Source organism: Rahnella sp. RcJ3, assembly GCF_009498575.1.
In the GTDB taxonomy this organism is placed as follows: domain Bacteria; phylum Pseudomonadota; class Gammaproteobacteria; order Enterobacterales; family Enterobacteriaceae; genus Rahnella; species Rahnella aceris.
Genome location: NZ_QSNX01000005.1, coordinates 71,800 through 92,677 on the forward strand (window position 1 = coordinate 71,800; position 20,878 = coordinate 92,677).

General features: G+C 55.1%; 21 protein-coding genes. 10 read left to right on the plus strand and 11 right to left on the minus strand.

The window, feature by feature from the left end; all coding sequences use genetic code 11:
* Window positions 1-64 precede the first annotated feature (64 nt).
* A complete protein-coding gene (gene rcnR / locus DXU84_RS08340; RefSeq protein WP_013575420.1) occupies window positions 65-337 on the minus strand; it encodes a Ni(II)/Co(II)-binding transcriptional repressor RcnR in 273 nt (90 codons plus the stop codon).
* Between the two features lie 120 nt (window positions 338-457).
* Here rcnR and DXU84_RS08345 point away from each other — a divergent pair, with 120 nt between their 5' ends.
* The 4 genes from DXU84_RS08345 to DXU84_RS08360 all read left to right on the plus strand — a co-directional run bounded on the left by DXU84_RS08345 (window position 458) and on the right by DXU84_RS08360 (window position 3,984).
* Complete coding sequence (locus DXU84_RS08345; protein ID WP_153375401.1) at window positions 458-1,333, plus strand: nickel/cobalt efflux protein RcnA; 876 nt, start codon at window positions 458-460, stop codon at window positions 1,331-1,333.
* A gap of 105 nt (window positions 1,334-1,438) precedes the next feature.
* Window positions 1,439-2,419, plus strand: coding sequence for an alpha/beta hydrolase (locus tag DXU84_RS08350; protein ID WP_153375403.1), 981 nt, complete (start codon window positions 1,439-1,441; stop codon window positions 2,417-2,419).
* 48 nt (window positions 2,420-2,467) lie between these two features.
* Window positions 2,468-3,397: a LysR family transcriptional regulator gene (locus DXU84_RS08355; protein ID WP_013575423.1), complete on the plus strand. Its 930-nt coding sequence runs from the start codon at window positions 2,468-2,470 to the stop codon at window positions 3,395-3,397.
* A gap of 89 nt (window positions 3,398-3,486) precedes the next feature.
* Entirely contained in the window at window positions 3,487-3,984 is a 498-nt protein-coding gene (locus tag DXU84_RS08360) for a DUF2501 domain-containing protein (protein ID WP_112152218.1), read from the plus strand.
* Window positions 3,985-4,605: 621 nt separating this feature from the next.
* On the opposite strand, the gene nth is transcribed toward DXU84_RS08360, so the two are convergent.
* The 10 genes from nth to DXU84_RS08410 all read right to left on the minus strand — a co-directional run bounded on the left by nth (window position 4,606) and on the right by DXU84_RS08410 (window position 14,410).
* Window positions 4,606-5,244, minus strand: coding sequence for an endonuclease III (gene nth, locus DXU84_RS08365; protein ID WP_013575425.1), 639 nt, complete (start codon window positions 5,242-5,244; stop codon window positions 4,606-4,608).
* Entirely contained in the window at window positions 5,237-5,935 is a 699-nt protein-coding gene (locus DXU84_RS08370; protein ID WP_119261603.1) for an electron transport complex subunit E, read from the minus strand. Before DXU84_RS08370 ends, nth begins: the two co-directional genes overlap by 8 nt.
* A complete protein-coding gene (gene rsxG, locus DXU84_RS08375) occupies window positions 5,928-6,560 on the minus strand; it encodes an electron transport complex subunit RsxG (protein WP_013575427.1) in 633 nt (210 codons plus the stop codon). The genes DXU84_RS08370 and rsxG overlap by 8 nt, the downstream gene beginning before the upstream one ends.
* A gap of 9 nt (window positions 6,561-6,569) precedes the next feature.
* Window positions 6,570-7,622 carry an electron transport complex subunit RsxD gene (rsxD, locus tag DXU84_RS08380; protein WP_013575428.1) on the minus strand — a complete coding sequence of 351 codons (1,053 nt, stop codon included), beginning with the start codon at window positions 7,620-7,622 and terminating at the stop codon, window positions 6,570-6,572.
* The gene (gene rsxC, locus DXU84_RS08385) at window positions 7,623-9,728 is read right to left on the minus strand and encodes an electron transport complex subunit RsxC (protein ID WP_121019367.1); all 2,106 of its coding nucleotides are present in this window, start codon (window positions 9,726-9,728) and stop codon (window positions 7,623-7,625) included. It abuts the gene before it with no gap.
* A 1-nt stretch (window position 9,729) separates the two neighbouring features.
* Window positions 9,730-10,296, minus strand: coding sequence for an electron transport complex subunit RsxB (gene rsxB / locus DXU84_RS08390; protein WP_013575430.1), 567 nt, complete (start codon window positions 10,294-10,296; stop codon window positions 9,730-9,732).
* Window positions 10,296-10,877 (minus strand): electron transport complex subunit RsxA, encoded by a 582-nt coding sequence (gene rsxA, locus DXU84_RS08395; RefSeq protein WP_013575431.1) that lies wholly within the window; start codon window positions 10,875-10,877, stop codon window positions 10,296-10,298. Before rsxA ends, rsxB begins: the two co-directional genes overlap by 1 nt.
* Window positions 10,878-10,917: 40 nt before the next feature.
* A complete protein-coding gene (locus tag DXU84_RS08400) occupies window positions 10,918-11,358 on the minus strand; it encodes a DUF2569 domain-containing protein (RefSeq protein WP_013575432.1) in 441 nt (146 codons plus the stop codon).
* A 159-nt stretch (window positions 11,359-11,517) separates the two neighbouring features.
* Window positions 11,518-12,885, minus strand: a complete 1,368-nt coding sequence (dcuC, locus tag DXU84_RS08405; protein ID WP_013575433.1) for an anaerobic C4-dicarboxylate transporter DcuC — start codon at window positions 12,883-12,885, stop codon at window positions 11,518-11,520.
* Between the two features lie 316 nt (window positions 12,886-13,201).
* Window positions 13,202-14,410, minus strand: coding sequence for an FAD-dependent oxidoreductase (locus tag DXU84_RS08410; RefSeq protein ID WP_153375405.1), 1,209 nt, complete (start codon window positions 14,408-14,410; stop codon window positions 13,202-13,204).
* A gap of 307 nt (window positions 14,411-14,717) precedes the next feature.
* Between DXU84_RS08410 and DXU84_RS08415 the strand changes: the two genes are divergently transcribed.
* From DXU84_RS08415 to DXU84_RS08440, 6 genes are all read left to right on the plus strand, one after another.
* Window positions 14,718-15,431, plus strand: a complete 714-nt coding sequence (locus DXU84_RS08415) for a FadR/GntR family transcriptional regulator (protein ID WP_131637642.1) — start codon at window positions 14,718-14,720, stop codon at window positions 15,429-15,431.
* A complete protein-coding gene (locus DXU84_RS08420) occupies window positions 15,418-16,596 on the plus strand; it encodes an aminotransferase class I/II-fold pyridoxal phosphate-dependent enzyme (RefSeq protein ID WP_013575436.1) in 1,179 nt (392 codons plus the stop codon). The genes DXU84_RS08415 and DXU84_RS08420 overlap by 14 nt, the downstream gene beginning before the upstream one ends.
* 60 nt (window positions 16,597-16,656) lie before the next feature.
* Window positions 16,657-17,937, plus strand: a complete 1,281-nt coding sequence (locus tag DXU84_RS08425; RefSeq protein ID WP_153375407.1) for a sugar ABC transporter substrate-binding protein — start codon at window positions 16,657-16,659, stop codon at window positions 17,935-17,937.
* A gap of 63 nt (window positions 17,938-18,000) precedes the next feature.
* The gene (locus tag DXU84_RS08430; RefSeq protein WP_013575438.1) at window positions 18,001-18,924 is read left to right on the plus strand and encodes a carbohydrate ABC transporter permease; all 924 of its coding nucleotides are present in this window, start codon (window positions 18,001-18,003) and stop codon (window positions 18,922-18,924) included.
* 10 nt (window positions 18,925-18,934) lie between these two features.
* The gene (locus tag DXU84_RS08435; RefSeq protein ID WP_013575439.1) at window positions 18,935-19,777 is read left to right on the plus strand and encodes a carbohydrate ABC transporter permease; all 843 of its coding nucleotides are present in this window, start codon (window positions 18,935-18,937) and stop codon (window positions 19,775-19,777) included.
* Window positions 19,778-19,781: 4 nt separating this feature from the next.
* Window positions 19,782-20,876: an ABC transporter ATP-binding protein gene (locus DXU84_RS08440; RefSeq protein ID WP_013575440.1), complete on the plus strand. Its 1,095-nt coding sequence runs from the start codon at window positions 19,782-19,784 to the stop codon at window positions 20,874-20,876.
* The last annotated feature ends 2 nt before the right edge of the window (window positions 20,877-20,878 follow it).

The window sequence follows — 20,878 nt, forward strand, 5'->3', positions numbered from 1 at the left end:
TGACGGAAATATAAAGAAGGGGCTTCGGCCCCTTTTGGCGTGATCAGACCTGCGGCACAGGAGGTTATTTCACGTAAGAATTCAGCACGCTCAGTACGACGTCCAGATCGGCCTCACGTTTCACAACATCTTCTTCATGAACAATATGCTCAGTCAGATGGCCTTTAATCACTTCCCGCATCAGGCCATTCACTGCGCCGCGGATCGCGGCAATTTGTTGCAGAACAGCCGCGCATTCATGGGGCTCATCCAGCATTTTATTTAACGCCGCCACCTGACCCTGAATTTTGCTGGTACGGGCTTTCAGCTTCTGTTTATCGCGAATGGTATGGGACATCTCACTTCCTCCGTGACACCAATGACGGCGCGATCATATCATTTTGTGGATACTGGGGGGGTGTATTTAATACTGGGGGGGAGTAGAATCCCAGCACCTACCTTATCGGGAATCATTAACATGAATGACTTTTCTACCCTTTTACAGCAGGGAAATGCGTGGATCTTTATACCCAGCGCCATATTGCTGGGGATTTTGCACGGGCTTGAGCCCGGCCATTCGAAAACCATGATGGCCGCCTTTATCATTGCGATTAAAGGCACTGTCCGGCAGGCTATTTTACTGGGGCTGGCGGCCACGGTTTCGCATACTGCGATTGTCTGGATCATCGCGTTTGGCGGCATGTATCTCAGCAACCGGTTCACCGCAGAGGCTGTCGAGCCGTGGTTGCAACTGGTGTCTGCGGTCATCATCCTGGGCACGGCGGCATGGATGTTCTGGCGTACATTTCGTGGTGAACAACTCTGGAAGAAGGAGCACGCGCACGGGCATCATGCTGATCATGACCATCATCACGGACATTCCCGCACGCATGCGAATGTTCAGCGTCACGTTCAGCCCCGGGGACTTAATAACCTGCGCGGCATGAAGCGTATCAGCCTGTCGCCGCAGGAATATCAGGACGCCCATGAACTGGCGCACGCCAGCGATATTGAGCGACGTTTTGCCAGCACGGAAGTGACTAACGGGCAGATTTTATTTTTCGGTCTGACCGGCGGGCTGATCCCGTGCCCGGCCGCCATTACCGTGCTGCTGATCTGCATCCAGCTTAAACAACTGGCGCTGGGAGCGACGATGGTAGTGTGTTTCAGCATCGGACTGGCGCTGACGCTGGTAACTGTAGGCGTGGCGGCTGCCGTCAGTGTCCGCCAGGCGGCTAAACGCTGGAGCGGTTTAAACACGCTGGCGCGCCGGGCGCCTTATTTTTCCAGTGTGCTGATCGCGCTGGTGGGGATTTATATGGGTATTCACGGGTTTATGGGCTTAACCTCCTAAAAAATCTGAACGTAATCAGTCATAAGCAATAACAATTCAGACTTTTTAAAACCGGCTCAAGGCGTTATAAATGACGGGACGATAAACGGATAAATGGATCCCGCCATGAAAACTGCCCACCTTGTTGACCCCGAACTGCGCCCGTTACTGGATCTGATGCCAGAACGTGTGCTTACAGCCTCCGTTCTGCCTGCCATGCGCGAGCAACGTCAGACGGCGGCGCTGGAAAGTCTGTTACAGGATGACGGGTTGCCGGTAACGGTTAGTCAGCATCACATTTCAGGTGGCGAAAATGCGCCAGCGGTGCGTGTCGTGGTGATTTCGCCGCAGCATGAACGGAAAGGCCGGATGGGTATTCTGCATATTCACGGTGGCGGTTATGTGCTGGGCAGCCCTGAACAGTCGATGCCGCTGACCCGCCCGACGACGGCACAGCACGACTGCGTCATTGTATCGGTGGATTACCGTCTCGCGCCGGAAACGCCATTCCCCGGCCCGCTGGAAGATTGTTATGCCGCGCTGATCTGGATGACCGCACAGGCAGAGGCGTTGGGTATTGACCCTGCACATATCGGTGTGATGGGTGACAGCGCCGGTGCCGGGCTGGCGGCCTCTCTGGCGCTGCTGACCCGCGACCGGGGCGGTCCGACACTGGCGTTTCAAAACCTGATGTATCCGATGCTCGACGACCGCACCGTGACCGATCCCACCCCGAATCCGGTGACCGGCGAATTCTCCTGGACGCGCGAGGACAACCGTTTCGGCTGGCACGCCTACCTCGGTCACGAAGCCGGTTTGCCGGATATTTCCTGCTACGCTGCGGCTGCCCGCGCAGAGGATCTGAGCGGATTACCACCGGCCTGGATTGGCGTCGGCTCAATTGATTTGTTCCTCGATGAAAACATCGACTATGCCCGCCGGTTAATCCGCGCTGGCGTGCCGGTGGAATTCAGCATCTATCCGGGCGGATTCCACGGTTTCAACGGCGATCCGGCCTATGCACTGGCCCGTCGCGCCCGCAAACAACGTCAGGATGCCTTAGCCGGTTTTAATCCGCTGCGTCATTATCATGACTTTGGCTTATAATCAGCAGCAATCGATAAGGCATAACAACCGGCTGAATTAGAAAATAAATTGGATATCAAACAACTTATCTATCTCTGTAACCTCGAACGCGAACGGCATTTTGGCAGGGCGGCGGAAGCCAGCTTTGTCAGCCAGCCGACGCTGTCGATGCGTCTCAAAAACCTCGAAAAAGAGCTCGACCTGAATCTGATCAATCGCGGTAATAACTTCGAAGGTTTTACCGCAGAAGGTCTGCGGGTGCTGAGCTGGGCGCGGGAAATCGTGGCTGTCTATGAAGGCCTGAAACTGGAAGTCGAATCGCTGAAACAGGGCATGAGCGGGACCTTGCGTATCGGCGTGATGCCGCAATGCAGCGTGTCGCTGGCGCAACTGATTAAGGCGGTCAGCGAAGCGCATCCGGGGCTGGATTACCGCGTGGCAGAAGTCAGTGCTGATCAGTTGATTGAAGCGCTGAGCAGCCATTCGGTGGATGTCGGTATCGGTTTCTTTGAGTTCTCGACGCTCAATGAGCTGCGCTTCCAATTGGTGCCGCTCGATGACGGCGGTGTTGACGTGGTGTATCACCCGGATCATTTTCCGCAGTTACAGGGCATTGAACGGATAACCGCCGAACAGGTTGCCGCGCTGCCGTTGTGTCTGTCTGAACCGAGCCGCTATTTCCGCCGGTATCTGGATAATTTCTTCCGCCAGGCCGGACTTGAGCTGCATCCGCGGCTGGAAAGCACGTCTATTTTCCAGCTGATGCAGGGCGTGTTTGTCGGAATTGGCTGTGCGCTGGTGCCGCGTGGACATCTGATTGATGAAATGCATCCTGCACTGAAACGTTGCCCGCTGGATATCACGCCGATGAGTCGTCATGCCGCGCTGGTCGTCGCCGAAGCGGGCAGGGCAACGCCGCTGGCGCAGCATTTCTTCACCGCCGCCGGGCTTTGGCTGGCGCAGCAGGCGCTTAACAAGTCGTCAAATGTGGCGCAATAAAGACGTTCTGTCCGGTATTCCTATTGATGTAATGAAACTTTCAGCCCAAGCTTTGCCGCAATACTTATGTGAAATGGATGGAGTAAGACATGAAAACATTGAAAGCCGTTGTTCTGGCGTTGGCCTCTGCGGGTATTTTGCTTTCAGCAGGTGCACAGGCCTCGAATAATCTTCTGGGACAACTGCAGCAGGCCGCCAACGAAGGACTGAATGGCACCAGCAGCAAAACCGGTTCTGCCGGTACCACATCTTCGCTGACCTCGCTGCTCAGTGGCGGCGACAGTGCCCTGACGTCGACCAGCGCGAACAACGTCGCAGGTGTGTTGCAGTACTGCGTGAAGAACAACGTACTTTCCAAAGCCAGCACTGAGAATGTGAAAGATCAGTTGCTGAGCAAGCTGGGCATCCAGACGGCAGCGGGTGCTGAAAGCCAGGATTATCAGCAGGGTCTGGGTGGTTTGCTGAAAACCGGTAAAGATCAAAGTGTGGATCTGAATAATCTGGGGAGCGGGCTGACGCAGGTGAAAGAGAAAGTGAAAACCAAAGCCTGTGATGTGGTGCTGAAGCAGGCGAAATCGTTTATTTGATTGCAGAGGCCGCTGCAATGGCGGCTTTTAACTTCAAATTCAAATTCAAGGTCAACACCGTGGGCATCGGCCCACACCGACCAGAGACCCGGTAACGCGCGGGCCTCTGGACTCCGCGCTTTTTCACTGCGCGCTCCGCTGGCGCAAGGGACATGTTCTGCTGTATTGATGAGTGGCGCAAATCCAGGTGCTGCGCACTACCTTCTCTCGGTCTTCGAGCCACAGGTCTCGAAGCCGCTCCGTTCAGCTGGATTTTGAGCACGCCATTGAACTCTCTAAAACAGAGTAATTTTGTTTTTTGAATTTAAGATCCTGCGGGCGATTCAGAAAGCTTGCTGAATGAGAGGTTGCAGACCATAGGCTGCAATCCCGAAACGAAGGAACCGCGCAGCGGCAAGATTTCCAGCCTGTCGCTGCGGTTGCTGAAACATAGCCAGCGCGCGGATCACATGTTTGAAAAAGCGAGGGGAGTTCAGAGGGGAAAAGCCTTTCCCCTCTGGTCGGTTTCGGCACGAAAGGCCGTGTGATAACCGTTATTGAGAAACCGAAATTTACTCAATTCTATTTAAAGCTTTTAAAGCCATTTAAAGCCATTTAAAGGGATCCAAAGGGAATCCCCTTTCACTCCGCATAAACCTTCTCTTTACTCTCGCACAAATCTTCGATCAAACATGACCCGCACCGCGGCTTACGTGCAATGCAGGTATAGCGGCCATGCAGGATCAGCCAGTGGTGGCAGTCGAGCTTGAACTCGGCCGGAACCACTTTCAGCAATTTCTCTTCGACGTCATCCACGGTTTTACCCGGCGCGAACTTCGTGCGGTTACAGACGCGGAAAATATGCGTATCCACGGCAATGGTCGGCCAGCCGAAGGCGGTATTGAGCACTACGTTGGCGGTTTTGCGGCCAACGCCAGGCAGCGCTTCAAGCGCGGCGCGGTCTTCCGGCACTTCACCATGGTGTTTTTCCAGCAAAATACGGCAGGTTTTAATCACGTTCTCCGCTTTGGCATTAAACAGGCCAATGGTTTTGATGTATTCCTTTACGCCGTCCACGCCAAGCGCCAGAACCGATTCCGGCGTGTTGGCGACCGGATACAGCTTTGCTGTCGCCTTGTTCACGCTGACATCGGTAGCCTGCGCAGAAAGTAATACCGAAATCAGCAGTTCGAACGGGGTGGTATACACCAGTTCGGTAGTGGGATGCGGATTGTTATCGCGCAAACGGCTGAGAATTTCGGTGCGTTTTTCCTTATTCATGAACGCTTCCCTTTGGCAGACTTTCTTCCGCCACAACGTGCTGTGCCGCTTGCCGTGCTTTCATACGCTGATCAATCAGATATTTGCCGGCCAGCAGCAGACCGAGGCCGATAAATGCGCCCGGCGGCAGCATTGCCAGCAGGAACGGGTTATCCAGATGCAGCACTTCGACGCGCAGCACTTTCGCCCAACTGCCGAGCAACAAATCAGCGCCATTGAACAGCACGCCGCTGCCGAGAATTTCACGCATTGAACCCAGCACAAACATTGCGCAGGTTGCCCCGAGACCTGTCATCGCACCGTCGAGGGCAGCCAGATGCACAGGGCTGCTGGCGGCGCAGGCTTCGGCACGTCCGACCACAATGCAGTTGGTCACAATCAGCGGAATAAAAATCCCCAGCGCCTGATACAGACCGAACGCGTAGGCGTTGATCAGCATCTGCACGGTACTGACCACCGAGGCGATAATCAGCACGTAAATCGGGATGCGGATTTCATCCGGGATCCACTTACGGAATGCGGAAATCATGGCGTTGGTACAGGTCAGCACCAGCGTGGTCGCCAGCCCTAAACCGAGGGCATTGGTGGCAGTCGACGTCACGGCCAGCAGCGGACAAAGCCCCAGCAACTGCACCAGCGAGGAGTTATTGGTCCACAGACCCTGAACGATTATCTTTTTGGCTTCACTCATCACGGGCTCCACAAGGGGTGAGGTGGGAAAGCTGAGACGGTACCGTCCCGATAAACAGCGCCGTACGTTTTACCGAGCGGACGACGGCGCGCGGTGTAATGGTCGCACCGGTAAACTGATCAAACATACCGCCGTCTTTCTTCACCGCCCAGCGCTCATCGCTTGCACCATTGACGGTCTGATTGGCGAAATGTTTGATCCAGTCGGAAATGCGCACTTCAATTTTGTCACCCAGCCCCGGCGTTTCGTGCTGTTCCAGCACGCGGGAACCGTAAACTTTGCCATGAAAATCAGCCGCCACCAGCAACTGAATCGCACCGGAATAGCCGTCAGGCGCGGTGGTTTCAACCACGGCAGCCACCGGCTGACCATTTTTGCGCGCCAGATACAGACGGTGCGGTGCCATGCTGCCAAGTGACTCATCAGTGACGTTGTAACATTCGTTTTGCATATCGTTGTCGTACACGCTGGCCGGGATCACCTGATCAAACAGCGTTTTTTGCTGTAACAGCGCCTGATGTTCAATGGTCGGCTTGGTCATCAGGTTGACCAGTGCCGTCATACCGGTCATCAGTGCGCCAAAGAAAGCCAGAATCAGGCCGTGGCGTCGCATTGTAGCTAACATAATTCTTCCTCAGCGATGCCCGTAAACGCGTGGTTGTGTGTAGTGATCAATCAGCGGCACGGTGATATTGGCCAGTAAAACGGCAAAAGCGACACCATCCGGATAACCGCCGTAACTGCGGATCAGCCACACCAGTAAACCAATCAGTCCCCCGAAAATCAGGCGGCCTTTCGGGGTGGTGGATGCTGTCACCGGATCCGTGGCAATAAAGAACGCGCCCAGCATGGTCGCGCCGGAGAACAGTCCGATCAGCGGTGAAGGATAGTTTTCCGGTGCCAGACCCCACGCGATACCTGCGCAAATGACCAGCATGCCTAACATGGCGGCCGGAATATGCCAGCTGATGATTTTGCGCCACATCAGGAACAGGCCACCGGCCAGGAATCCGAGGTTAATCCACTGCCAGCCGAGACCGGCCAGTGTGCCGCTGAACAGCGGCGTCCCGAGGATCTGATCGGCGGTATGGCCGGAGCGCAAACCGGTTTTAAATGCATCCAGTGGTGTCGCCTGCGTCACGCCATCCACGTTCATGTTCAACTGATACGCGGTCAGATCCTGACTGTTATGGCCGGTGAAAATGGTCAGCAGCGTGTCGGTGAATCCGACGTGATGATGCTGTAAAACATCCGGCGGCAGCCAGGTTGTCATCTGAACCGGGAAAGAAATCAGCAGCACCACATAACCTACCATGGCCGGGTTAAACGGATTCTGACCAAGACCCCCGTAAAGTTGTTTGGCGATGATGATGGCGAAAATCGTGCCGAGCACCACCATCCACCACGGGCCCAGCGGCGGCAGGCTGATACCCAGCAAAACGGCTGTCAGCAGGGCACTGTTATCGCCCAGGCGTTTTTTCACCGGCAGTTTGCGCAACTGTAACACCGCGCCTTCTGCCAGCAGGGCAATGACGATAGCGAGCGTCAGCTGAATCAGCGTGCCGTAACCGAAGAACCAGACCTGAGCGAGCAGGCCGGGAATACACGCCAGAATCACCATCATCATGATGGTACTGGTGTTCTGGCGATTATGCGTAAAAGGTGAACTTGCAATCCTGAAGGCCATCTATTCCTCGTTCGACATTGTCTGAGCGGCTTTACGGGCCTTAACTCGGGCGATCGCAGCCGCTACAGCGGCTTTGCGTGGATCGCTTTCTTGTTGTGATGTTTCTTTTTCTTCCGGTTCAGCGTCCTGCGCTTCACTCAGCGCAGCGGCTTTTTTGGCTTTGGCACGCGCGATGGCAGCCGCCACCGCCGCCTTGCGTTTGTCGTCTGCGGAAGGCTGTGCAGGTGACGTTGTCACGTTTTCTTCAGTGCCCGCAGGTTGCGCAGCAGCGGCCTTTTTGGCTTTCACGCGGGCAATGGCGGCGGCGACAGCAGCTTTGCGATCGTCGTCAGCGGAGGGCTGTGGTGCAACGTTCAGTTCGCTTTCTTTGGCTTCCACGACAACGCCGTTATTACTGGCTTTCTTCGCTTTCACGCGGGCAAGAGCGGCTGCCACGGCGGCCTTACGATCGTCTTCTGCAGATGGCGGCGTTTCAGGCACCGGCTCAGAAGCCACCGGGATTTCCTGCTCAGCGGCGGCTTTCTTCGCTTTCGCACGGGCAATGGCAGCGGCCAGCGCCGCTTTGCGCGGATCGGCTTCGGCCTGTTGTTCCGTGGCTTTTTCAGCGACAGGTACTTCTTTTGCTGCGACGTCGTCCAGCTTCACTGCCGCTTTCTGATGTTTCTCTTCACGCGCTAATTTCTCACGTTCCATACGCGCCTGTTTGGCTTCGAAACGGGCTTTGGCTTCGGTGGCCCGGGCAGTCTCTGCATCGATGGCACGGATTTCGGCCTTTTCCTGACGGTAATATTGCACCAGCGGAATATTGCTCGGACAGACATACGCACAGGCGCCGCATTCGATGCAGTCGAACAGATTATGCTTGCGCGCTTTTTCGTGTTCTTCGCCTTTACTGAACCAGTAAAGTTGCTGAGGCAGTAAACCGGCCGGACAGGATTCCGCGCACAGGCTGCAACGGATACAGGCTTCTTCCGGCTCCGGCTGACCCAGTTCGGCGTCAGACGGCGCGAGCAGACAGTTGGAAATTTTGACCACAGGCACATTGAGCGATGGCAGGGTGAAGCCCATCAGCGGGCCGCCCATAATCACCATCTTTTTATCGCCCTGCGGTTGTAACTGGCCTTCCTGCATCAGGTGTTCAATCGGCGTGCCCAGACGCGCCCAGACGTTACCCGGTTTTGCCATCGCTTCGCCGGTCAGCGTGACCACGCGTTCGATCAACGGTTCGCCGTCAATGATTGCGCGTTTAATGGCAAACACGGTGCCGACGTTTTGCATCAGTACGCCGATGGACGACGAGTGATGGCCTTTCGGCACTTCGAGGCCGGTCAGGATTTTGGTCAGCTGTTTGGCACCGCCGGACGGGTATTTGGTCGGAATGACCCGCAGTTCGAAACGCACTCCGTCGGAGATTTCAGCGCTGATCGCGGCTTTAAGCGCGGCAATCGCTTCAGGTTTGTTGTCTTCGATGCCGATCAGCACCCGTTCAGGATGCAACATGTGGCAGAGGATGCGCGTGCCCTGGAGAATTTCCATGGCATGTTCCTGCATCAGCCGGTCATCGGCAGTGATGTAAGGCTCACATTCGGCCGCGTTGAGGATCAGTGTGCGGGTCGATGTCAGGCCACCGGCTAATTTGCTGGCGGTCGGGAAGCCTGCGCCACCCAGCCCGGCAATACCGGCCTGACTGATGCGCTGATTCAGTTCATCAGCAGAAAGCTGGCGGTAATCGGCAATGAATTCGCGTTCGCACCAGGTATCAAGGCCGTCGGCTTCAATCAGCACACAGAGTTCTTTCAGACCGGAAGGGTGCGCGGTGATGTGCGGTTCGATGGCCGTGATCACGCCCGACGTCGGCGCGTGAACCGGCACGGTACGGCCACGGCCAGTGGTCAGCGGCTGACCTTTTAACACAGGGTCGCCGGCTTTCACACACAGCTCGCCTTCAGGGCCAAGGTGTTGCTGAAGGGGGATGATAAAGCGCTCAGGCAGCGGCACGTTGCGCAGCGGAACGTGGCTCGACTGAGTCTTCATTTCCGGCGGATGAATACCGCCGTCGAAGTCCCAGACTTTGTCTTTTTTGAGCGCCGCAAACAGATTAAACATGTTACTCCGCATGGATGACCTGAACCGGAATGGATTTCAAATCCCACTTCCAGTTTGCGGTGGTGGTTTTTACTGGCAGCATTTCGATGCAGTCCGTCGGGCACGGCGCGACGCACAGGTCACAGCCGGTACATAAATCAGTAATCACGGTGTGTACGGCGCGGGTGGCACCCACGATGGCATCCACCGGACAGGCCTGAATACACTTGGTGCACCCGATGCAATTGCTCTCGTCGATATAGGCGACTTTACGCACCGGTACAGCAGCCGCGGCGTCTTCACCCATCGGCTGCGGCTCAACGTTAAGCAAGGTCGCCAGCTTGAGCATGACGGCTTCGCCGCCCGGCACGCATTTATTGATGTTGTCACCATTGGCGACCGCTTCGGCGTAAGGCTTGCAGCCGGGATAGCCACATTGCGCACACTGGCTTTGCGGCAGGATATCGTCAATCTGATCGACAACCGGGTTGCCTTCCACGGCAAAGCGGCGCGAGGCGTAACCCAGCAGCAGGCCAAAAACCAGCGCCAGAGCGGTCAGCGCGCCAATCGCTACCCATAATTCAAACATTAGAATTTCACCAGACCTGTGAAGCCCATAAAGGCTAATGACATCAGGCCAGCCGTGACCAGCGCAATCGAAGAACCTTTGAACGGTGCGGGGACGTCAGCCACCACCAGACGTTCACGGATAGCGGCAAACAGCACCATCACCAGCGAGAAGCCCAGTGACGCGGCGAAACCGTACAGCGCAGATTGCATAAAGTTGAATTGCTGGTTGATGTTCAGCAGCGCCACGCCGAGCACAGCGCAGTTGGTGGTGATAAGCGGCAGGAAGATGCCCAGCAGGCGGTACAGAGACGGGCTGGTTTTGCGCACCACCATTTCGGTGAACTGTACAACAACCGCGATCACCAGAATAAAGGCCATAGTGCGCAGATAGACCAGCCCCAGCGGCATCAGAACGAAAGTGTTGACGATCCACGAGCAGATATTCGACAGGGTGATCACAAATGTGGTGGCGAGACCCATACCGATAGCGGATTCCAGTTTTTTGGAAACGCCCATAAACGGGCACAGGCCAAGAAACTTAACCAGTACGAAGTTATTTACCAGCACAGTGCCGACAAAAAGTAATAAATAAGAGGTCATGACAATTGCCCGGACATAATAAACATTAAAAACCTCAGGGTTATTCCGTGAAGGTTTCTTTTACCCGCAGTGAGCGCTTGAAATAAGGCACAAAGACGGCGGCGGCCAATAAAGGTAACAATAAGTTACGCACGGCCAAATCATCGGTAACCGGTGAGAATGCAAAGGCTTTTACCGCCAGAAGTACTGTGCACAATAACCAGATAATATACATTTTGGGTAACACGCTGGCGCGCTTACAGAATTGCAGCAATACCGCGACGGTAAATAACCCCATCGCTAACGTGGTCACCACCGAGAAATACCATTGCAGGGTAAATGCCTGGGAGTTGGTGATGAGATATTCGCGCGATTCCGGCATAAATAACGCCATTGAAAACAGAAACAGCATTAATACCACGCTCAGCAGCGTCACAATCAGATACGCCATCGGGGCCAGTAGCCACCCGCCAATACGTTTATAACCCGGATTATTCAACATAAAAGCTTTTCTCACGCTGGTTTTGCTATCAAATCAGCACAGGGAAACTTCCCCGACCTTCAAGGCGCAGTAGCTTAACCTGTGAGAGGCATTCTCGTTATCGTATTTATGTGATCAATGATCCCCTTCGCTCAGGAAGGGGATTTAAATAGAAAGGCTTTAATGCACCGGCACCAGAATTTCGGTGGCGACAATTACCACAATCAGGCCAACCAGCACGGGAACGGACGTGCGTTTGACGACTTCGAAAGGCGATATTTTTGCCATACCGGCCACGGCCACTATGACGCCCGAAACAGGGGAAATAGTGCGACCCAGGTTGGATGCCTGCAACATCGGGATGACCAGATATTCCGGGTTGATGCCCATTTTCGCGGCCAGTTTTGGGATAAGTTCGACGAAGGCGTAAAACGAAGCATTACCGGAGCCGGTGGTCATGGCGGCGAGCACGGTGATGACTACCAGCACCAGCATCATGACGATGCTGCCGGAGCCAAAGTTTTGCGCCAGTCCTATCAGGCTGCTGATGAACCCGACGGTGCTCAGCCCCTGAGCAAACACGCCCGCCGCGACCAGCAGCATCACCACGTTGGCGAATGCATCCGCCATGCCGCGATAAGCCACGTCCAGTCCGGCGAATACCGCTTTGCCGTTACGGTTACGCACGGTTTCAATCAGGGCGGTCAGCAACATACAAATCACCAGAATGGTGATGATATGCAGATTGGGTCCCCATTTACCGTCAAAAATCAGCACACCGATAATCGGCGTGAAAGGCAAAATAGCGTAGAAAGCCGGAGCATTGGTTTCAATGACATCGTCAGCATTGGAATCGACAGCATCCGCCAGCACGGAGGTATCGCGTTTATCCAGATAGCGTTGCCAGAAGAAGTGCGCGACCGCCATCGCCGCGATGGCAGCAATCGAAATCGGCAGGGTGACTTTAAAGGCAAAATCCACCAGCGGCATATTCGCCGCCTGCGCCGCCAGCACCACATCACCTGAGGTAGGGGAAAGAATGATCGCCGCAGGAGACGCACAAATCGCCGCCGCCGCGCCCCGGCTGATGCCGACGTTAACCATAATCGGGAACAACGTTGCCATCAGTAACACGCCCAGACCGGTCGCCGAAGACACGGCCAGGGACATCAGACACGCCAGAATATACGCCGCAACCATCAGAATGTACGGTGAATTGATCATCTGTAACGGGCGCGACGCCAGTTTGACGACCACATCGTTGGCACCAATATGGGTCATGTAGGCTGCGAAACCGCACAGCATCATGATCATCATCCCCAGATCGCCACCGCGGCTCATCAGCAGAATTTTGACGTACTCAACGATATCTGTCGCATTCCAGCCGGTACTTTTGGTGCCTTCCGGCAGGATGCTGTGACCCATGATGGCGCTGATAATCAGCAATAATAAGCCGCCGACCATCAGAACGCCGGTGGGTGAATAGCCTTTAATGATATAGCGGCCGACAAAGACGGCGACTACCAGCCCGATCAGTAATTCCAGCATTATTGTATTCCCCGAGATTAAATTTGGATCCAAGTGAAAGGCGGGCACTTTGCCGAAATAGTTCACCGGGCGTTATGACGCTTATCAATTATGGGTGATGAAAAAGCGGGGAATATTTAAATTTGTGATGCCTGTTCAGAAGAGGATTCGGTACGGCTCCTCCCCCTGCGAAGGGGGAGGCGGGAGGGGGTTTTACGGGCTTACACCGCGTTTGAGCAAACTTCAACTTATTAATTTCGCTTTAATACCCCACCCCAACCCTCCCCTTCGCAGGGGAGGGAGTTGACCGTGCACATCAATACGTTTGCCTGAAAAATCAAAGCTTCGGGATTTCCCGATAAAATCCCACACCGATGAGGCGTCCAAACAGGAAAGGTATAAATTTCCGCCCGCGCAGCCACGCTTCCAGCCGTGAAGGGGCACGCTTCCTTTGTTTCTGTCCTGCTTTACTGATCATAATCTGTAATGCCTGCGTCGCCCACGTCGGGAACGCGCGGCGGCGCTGGATACGTTTTAAGTGTCGCAGCGTCAGGCGTCCGGCCTTCAGCGGTTCAGTGATGATATTCGCTGTCGCCACCGCATCCTGAATCGCCAGATTCACGCCGACGCCGCCAATCGGTGACATTGCATGTGCCGAGTCGCCGATGCACAACAGACCCGGTTTAGCCCATTCTTTGAGACGGTCGATGCGGATCACCAGCAAGCGTACGTTTTCCCAGCTGAGAATATCGTCGGCTAAGCGCTGGCGCTCAAACGGCGACACTTCCGCCAGCAGGTCGAGAAAAGGCGCGATACCCTGTGCTTTGAGCGCATCCAGGCTGTCTTTCGGGATCGAATACCCACACTGCCAGTAATCACCCCGGTCGATCATGATGAAGTTTTTCTTTGGCCCGCGATGCCCCATCGACCACTGAGGATCATCCGGACGTTTGGGAATTTTCAGCCATAACACGTCACGTGGCGCGCCATAACGGCGGATTTCCATCCCGGCCTGTTCGCGCACGATGGAATTACGCCCGTCGCAACCGACGACCAGATCCGCATCAAAATGCTGCGTTTCGCCATTCACTTCAGCAAGAACGCCGGATACCTGGCATTTATCCTCCAGCAATGACAGGACCTGCGCGTTATGAATCAGCCGGAAATTGGGCAGTTGCGCAGCCTTGCTGGCGATGAAGTTGAGAAAATCCCACTGCGGCATAAAAGCGATAAATTTGCACTGCGTCGGCAGATGACTGAAATCCGCCAGCGTGGTTTCCTGGCCGTTGATCTCGCCATAAAGCTTTTCAGCGCGCTGATGCGGCAGGGCGAGGAACTCGTCGAGAAAACCCAGTTGCCAGATGATGTCCAGTGTAGACGGATGAATGGTATCGCCGCGAAAATCGCGTAAAAAGTCGCTGTGCTTTTCCAGCACGGTGACGTCAATTCCCTTTCGCGCCAGCAGGTATCCCAGCATTAATCCTGCGGGGCCACCGCCGACGATGCAGCAGGACGCTGCTGCGGAAGATTCAGTGTTCGGTGTCATTCCAACCTGCCTGACGGGATGAATTTACATGATAACAATTATCATTTGCACGGGTGGGCGTCAATTCATCCCGTGCTACATCACAGAACATTTCCTGCACAGCGTCGTAACAAAACTCCATGTTTTTGCACCACCGCGATCTTGTCGCTGCTTTCCCGTTTGGGATTAAATTTACTCATTGTGTCTGTAAATCATTCGCTTAACGGTTGTTTTTAAAACTGGCAGACAAATTGCAAAGTGGTCCACAGGTTGAGTTGTTGGGCCAATTAGGGCCGATGTTTGCACAAGCCAAAGTGCGGAGAAGCCAATGAACGGCGACATAAATTTATTGCATCCGATTGCGCCACAACAAAGCGACACGCTGGTGCTCGATGCACTGACCCGCTATGTGGCGCAGTCCGGCACCCATATCGGCGAGAAATTGCCGCCTGAGCGCGTGCTGGCCGAAGGGCTGGCGGTGAGCCGTAACACCGTACGCGAGGCGCTGAAACGCTGGGAAGCGCTGGGGATTATCGTGCGCAAAAAAGGCAGCGGCACGTTTTTGCAGTCTGAAATTACCGCCAACGACAGCTTTCTGTCCCTGCGCTTTAAGAATGACTCAGCCACCATGCTTCATGCACTGGAAGTGCGCCGGATCATTGAATGCGAGGCTTCCGCGCTGGCGGCGGTACGTGCGACGGAAAGCGATTTGCTGTTTATCGAACAGAGGCTGGATGTGATGGAAAAAGTCCATCTGAGCGTCGGTTCCGCCGGGGCAGAAGACTGGCAGTTTCACGCGGCAATCTACAGCGCGGCGCATAATCCGCTGCTGCTGCAAATGGTCGGCGGCATTTATGACCTGCTGCATGCCTTTTTTGAATCGCCGCCTGAGCAGGCGCTGTTCAGCGACTCTTTTCCGCTGCATCGCATGTTATTTGAAGCCATTGCGCGCCGTGAACCGGAAAACGCGCGCAGGCTAAGCAACGACATTCTGAACATAACTGAACGTGACATGAAGGAAGTGATCAATGCAGCAAGATGATAAGAGCCAGCCTGTTGAGTTAGGGGAAAACACCCGTTTAGTGCACGACGCCCGCCACGATCGCGGAGCGATTTCGCCGCCCATCTATCAGTCTTCGTTATTCAGTTTCACTGATTATGACAGCATGATTGCCCGTTTCCGCGGCGACAGCGACCATGCTTTGTATTCCCGCGTTGATAACCCGACCGTCGTCGAATTGCAGAAAAAAGTGGCGCAACTGGAAGGCGGCGAAGCCTGTCTGGCGTTCGGCAGCGGCATGGCGGCGATCAGTAACGCCATTCTCAGCGTGGCCGGTCCCGGCGATAAAGTGGTGTGCGTGAATCACGTCTACCCGGACACCTACCGTTTCCTGCGCGGTTTCTGCACCCGTTTTCAGATTGAATCACAGTTTGTCGATGGCGGTTCACTGCCCGCGCTGGAAGAGGCGATGCAGGGCGCGAAACTGCTGTATCTCGAAAGCCCGAACAGTTGGGTGATGGGCGAACAAAATCTGCGGGCCATCGCGGAACTGGCGAAAAAATACGGTGTAATAACGATGATCGACAATAGCTGGGCGTCGCCGATTTTCCAGAAGCCACTGGCTGCGGGCATCGATCTGGTCATTCATTCCGCGTCGAAATACATCAGCGGGCACAGCGACGTGGTCGCCGGGCTGGTGATTTCCAGCCAGGAACGCATCAGCGCCATCAGTCGTTATATCAGCCCGTTTTTAGGCGGCAAACTTTCTGCCAATGAAGCCTGGCTGCTGCTGCGCGGCCTGCGCACGCTGCCGCTGCGTATGCGCCAGCATCACGAAAGTGCGCTGGAACTGGCGCGCCGGTTGCAGGGCTATTCGCGCATCACGCAGGTGAATCATCCGGGTCTTGACCCGTTGCCGACTTCCACGCTGACCGGCTACAGCGGTCTGTTCTCCTTTGAGCTGAGCGAAGGCATCGATATTCCGACGTTCTGTAACGCGCTGAATCTGTTCCGTATGGGGGTCAGTTGGGGCGGTTTCGAAAGTCTGGTGATGCCAGCCATTTCTGTGCTGAATCAGGCGGGCGAATTCAACTCGGCAATAGATTTCGGTGTGTCGCCCCGCGTGATCCGCATTTCTATCGGGCTGGAAGAGACCGAAGATTTATGGCGTGACCTGAAAAACGCCATCGAAAGCGCCTGTTCCTGAGGCCTTTGTTGAAAGACCGTTCCTGTGTTCCGACTTTTTTCACCGTGGAGAATCAAGATTATGCGACACCCGAAACGTCATGTGCTCAGCCTGCTGGCGCTCAGCGTCAGCCTGTTTTCCTGCGCCAGTTTTGCCGCCACCAAACTGACGCTGGTGGAAGTGATCACCAGCCCGGCGCGTACTGAAATGCTGCAAAAAATGTTAACCGCTTACAAAACGCAGCACCCTGATGTCGAGATCGACGTGGTGTCGCTGCCGTGGGGACAGGCGTTTGAAAAGCTTGGCACCATGATCCAGAGCGGACAATACCCGGATGTGGTGGAAATGCCGGACACCTGGCAAGGGCTGTATGCCAGTAACGGCATGCTGGCTGATCTCGAACCGCGGCTGAAAGGCTGGTCGGGCACGCCGGATCTGACTGACAAAACACTGACCATGGCGCGTTCTTCCGGCGGCACCGCCACCATGATCCCGTACGGTTTTTATCTGCGGGCCATGTTCTGGAACAAAAAACTCTTCCAGCAGGCGGGTCTGACCGAGGCGCCGAAAACCATGGACGAGTTTATGGCGGATGCGAAGAAAATCAGCGCGCTGGGTAACGGCATCAGCGGTTATTGCATGCGCGGCGGCGTCGGCGGCACGAATGCCTGGATGATGTTTATGGCGGCGATGAACGGCTCGCCGGACTTCTTCGACAAAGAGGGCAACAGCACGCTGACCAAACCTGGTGCGATTAAAGGTGCGCAATTCCTGGTGGATATGTACCAGAAGGGTTATGCGCCAAAAGACAGCGTCAACTGGGGCTTTAACGAAATCGTCTCCGGATTCTATTCCGGTAAATGCGCAATGCTCGATCAGGATCCGGACGCGCTGATCGCCATCAAAAACAGCATGAATCCTGACGATTTCTCGGTCGCGCCAATGCCGCTCGGGCCGAACGGCAAAGCCTATCCGACCATCGGTTATACCGGCTGGTCGATGTTCAAACAGGGCAAAAATCAGGATCAAAGCTGGGATCTGATTTCCTTCCTCAGTAACAAAGAAAACAACCTCACCTGGTCGAAATTTGTCGGCACCTTACCGATTTATAAGGGCGCAGAGCAGGATGCGTATTACCACGCGCCGCAGTTTGCAGGCTGGTTTGCCGAGCTGAATAGCCCGGATTACATCCCGCTGACTATGCCAACGCACCTCAAAGGCTGGGGCTATTTCAACTCGGTGATTGTGAAAGACAGTTCGCAGGAAACGCTGCTCGGCCAGAACGACACCGAAAGCATGGTGAAAGACTGGGCGAAATACCTGACCAAAGAACAGAAAGCCTGGCTGGCTGCGCAAAAGTAAACCGGATAACTCCGGCGCGAATCTGCTGCCGGAGTTCGATATTCTTCTCAACGGAGACGCGTCATGATGTTGGAAGTTTCACCGCCAGACACCGCTGCCGTGCCGCGCTTCCCGCGTTTGCGGGCGCTGCTGGAACCCTGGGTTTATCTCAGCCCGACGCTGGTGCTGATCGGCCTGTTTATCTTTGTTCCGATGGCCATCGGCATTTCCTATGCTTTTCAGAACATCCAGTTGCTTAACCCTTTCGATACCGGCTGGGTCGGGCTGGATAACTTCCGCACCATGTTTGATGACCGGCATTTCTATGCTGCGCTGCGCCATACCTTCAACTGGACACTGACTTCACTGGTGTTGCAGTTCGCGCTGGGGCTGGGGTTAGCCTTATTGCTCAACCGTGAGTTTCCCGGCCGCCGCTGGGTGCAGGCGCTGGTGTTTCTGCCGTGGGCGGTTCCGGCGTTTCTCTCCGGCCTGACCTGGGCGTGGTTGCTCAATCCGGTGATTGGCGTACTGCCTTACTGGCTGGCTGATCTGCATATCATTTCCGAGCCGTACAATATTCTGTCTGATCCGCAACTGGCGCTGTACGGCCCGGTGGTGGCCAACGTCTGGTTCGGCATTCCGTTTTTCGCCATAACGTTGCTGGCGGCGTTGCAGTCGATTCCGAAAGATTTGTACGAAGCGGCGGCAATGGACGGGGCGACCGGCTGGCAGCAGTTTCGCAAAGTTACACTGCCGTTTCTGGCACCGATGATTGCCATCACGGTGATGCTGCGCACCATCTGGATTGCGAATTTCGCCGACCTGATTGTGGTGATGACTGACGGCGGCCCGGCGAATTCCACCTCGATTCTGTCGAGTTTCATCTTCACCACTGCGTACCGCAAACTCGACTTTGGTTATGCGTCGGCGATGGCGGTGTTCCTGCTGGTGCTGATGACGCTTTACGCGCTGGTTTTACTGCGCATCCGCCATCAGTTGCTGAAATAAGGAGGCTCATATGAACGCATTGTCATTCAACGCGTGGCTGCGCAAGGGCGGACACCGGCTGGGAATTTTGTTTTACCTGGTGTTCGCGCTGTTCCCGATTTACTGGCTGATCAAAATCTCAATCACACCGGACAAACTGCTCTACAGCGAAGGCGTGCGGATGTGGCCGGGTGAGATGACGCTGACACATTTTCAGCGGGTGTTTACGGAAAGCCAGTTTCCACTGTATTTCTTCAACAGTCTGATTGTGTCATTCGGCACGGCATTTCTGACCACGATCATTGCTGCCGGTGCAGGCTTTGCATTTTCCCGTTTCAGTTTTCGCGGCAAAACGGTGATGGCCGCGCTGCTGCTGTTTACGCAGATGTTCCCGCTGGTGATGATCCTCGCGCCAATTTACAAAGTAATGGCACCGCTCGGCCTGACCAACAGCCTGCTGGGACTGGTGCTGATTTACACCGCCTTTAACGTCCCTTTTGCCACGTTCCTGATGCAGTCGTTTTTCGACAGCATTCCGAAGGATCTGGAAGAGTCCGCGATGCTGGAAGGGTGCAGCCGCTTTATGGCGCTGCGCAAAGTCATCATCCCGCTGACGTTACCGGGCATGGCGGCAACGTTAGGTTTCGTGTTTACCGCCGCGTGGAGCGAATTGTTGTTCTCGCTGATGCTCATCAACAAAAACGAGGTGATGACGTTCCCGGTTGGCTTACTCAGTTTTGTGTCGAAATTCGCGGTTTCATGGGGCGACATGATGGCGGCGGCCGTGCTGGCGCTCATTCCTGCCTGTCTGTTCTTTGCGTTCATTCAGCGTTACCTGGTTCAGGGGCTGACTGCGGGTGCGGTTAAAGGATAATTTTATGGCTCAGATTACGATTTCCGATCTTCAAAAACGTTACGAAAATGTCGAAGTGTTGCGACATATCAACCTGACCATTAAAGACGGCGAGTTTGTGGTGCTGGTCGGGCCGTCCGGTTGCGGTAAATCGACCCTGCTGCGCACCATCGCCGGGCTGGAACTGGCGACGGCGGGGGACATTCATATTGGTTCGCGTCTGATGAATCAGGTAGCGCCTAAAGACCGTGACATTTCAATGGTATTCCAGAGTTATGCGTTGTATCCGCACATGACCGTGGCGCGCAACATGGGCTTCAGCCTCGAAGTGCAAAAACGCCCGAAAGCGGAGATTGAGGCTGCGGTAAATAAAGCTGCCGATATCCTCGGGCTGACTGCGCTGCTGCATCGCCGCCCGAAAGAGCTTTCCGGCGGGCAGCGTCAGCGGGTGGCAATGGGCAGGGCAATCGTGCGCGAACCGCAGGTGTTTTTGTTCGATGAACCGCTTTCCAACCTGGATGCGCAGTTACGCGGGCAGATGAGGATTGAAATCAAAAGCCTGCATCAGAGAATGAAAAACACCATTGTTTATGTGACGCACGATCAGGTCGAAGCCATGACGCTCGCCGACCGTATTGTGGTGCTTAATCATGGCCTGATCCAGCAGGTCGGCACGCCGCTGGAACTGTACGACACACCGGCCAATAAATTCGTTGCCAGCTTTATCGGGTCGCCTTCAATGAATTTCATCAACGGCACACTGGAACTGGGTGATTCTGCACCGCAGTTACGGATTACGCCGGAATTAACGCTGCCGGTGGATCCTTCAATCATGAATCTGCAAAGTGGTTCAGAGGTGATTTATGGTGTCCGCCCTGAAGCCATTGTGCTGTGCGAAGAGGGTGCGCCGGGCGCCGTGCCGCTGGACATCACGCTGATTGAACCGACCGGTCTGAGCGAACTGATCCACGGTAAATTTGGCCGTGAAAGCCTGAGTGTTTACAGCATGGTGAGATCGGGTGCCGCGCCGGGGGATCGCGTGTGGGTACAGATTGATACTGCACGAATGCAGTTGTTTGAGGGGGATAGCCAGCGGCGGATGGGGAAATTAGGGGAGTAGAT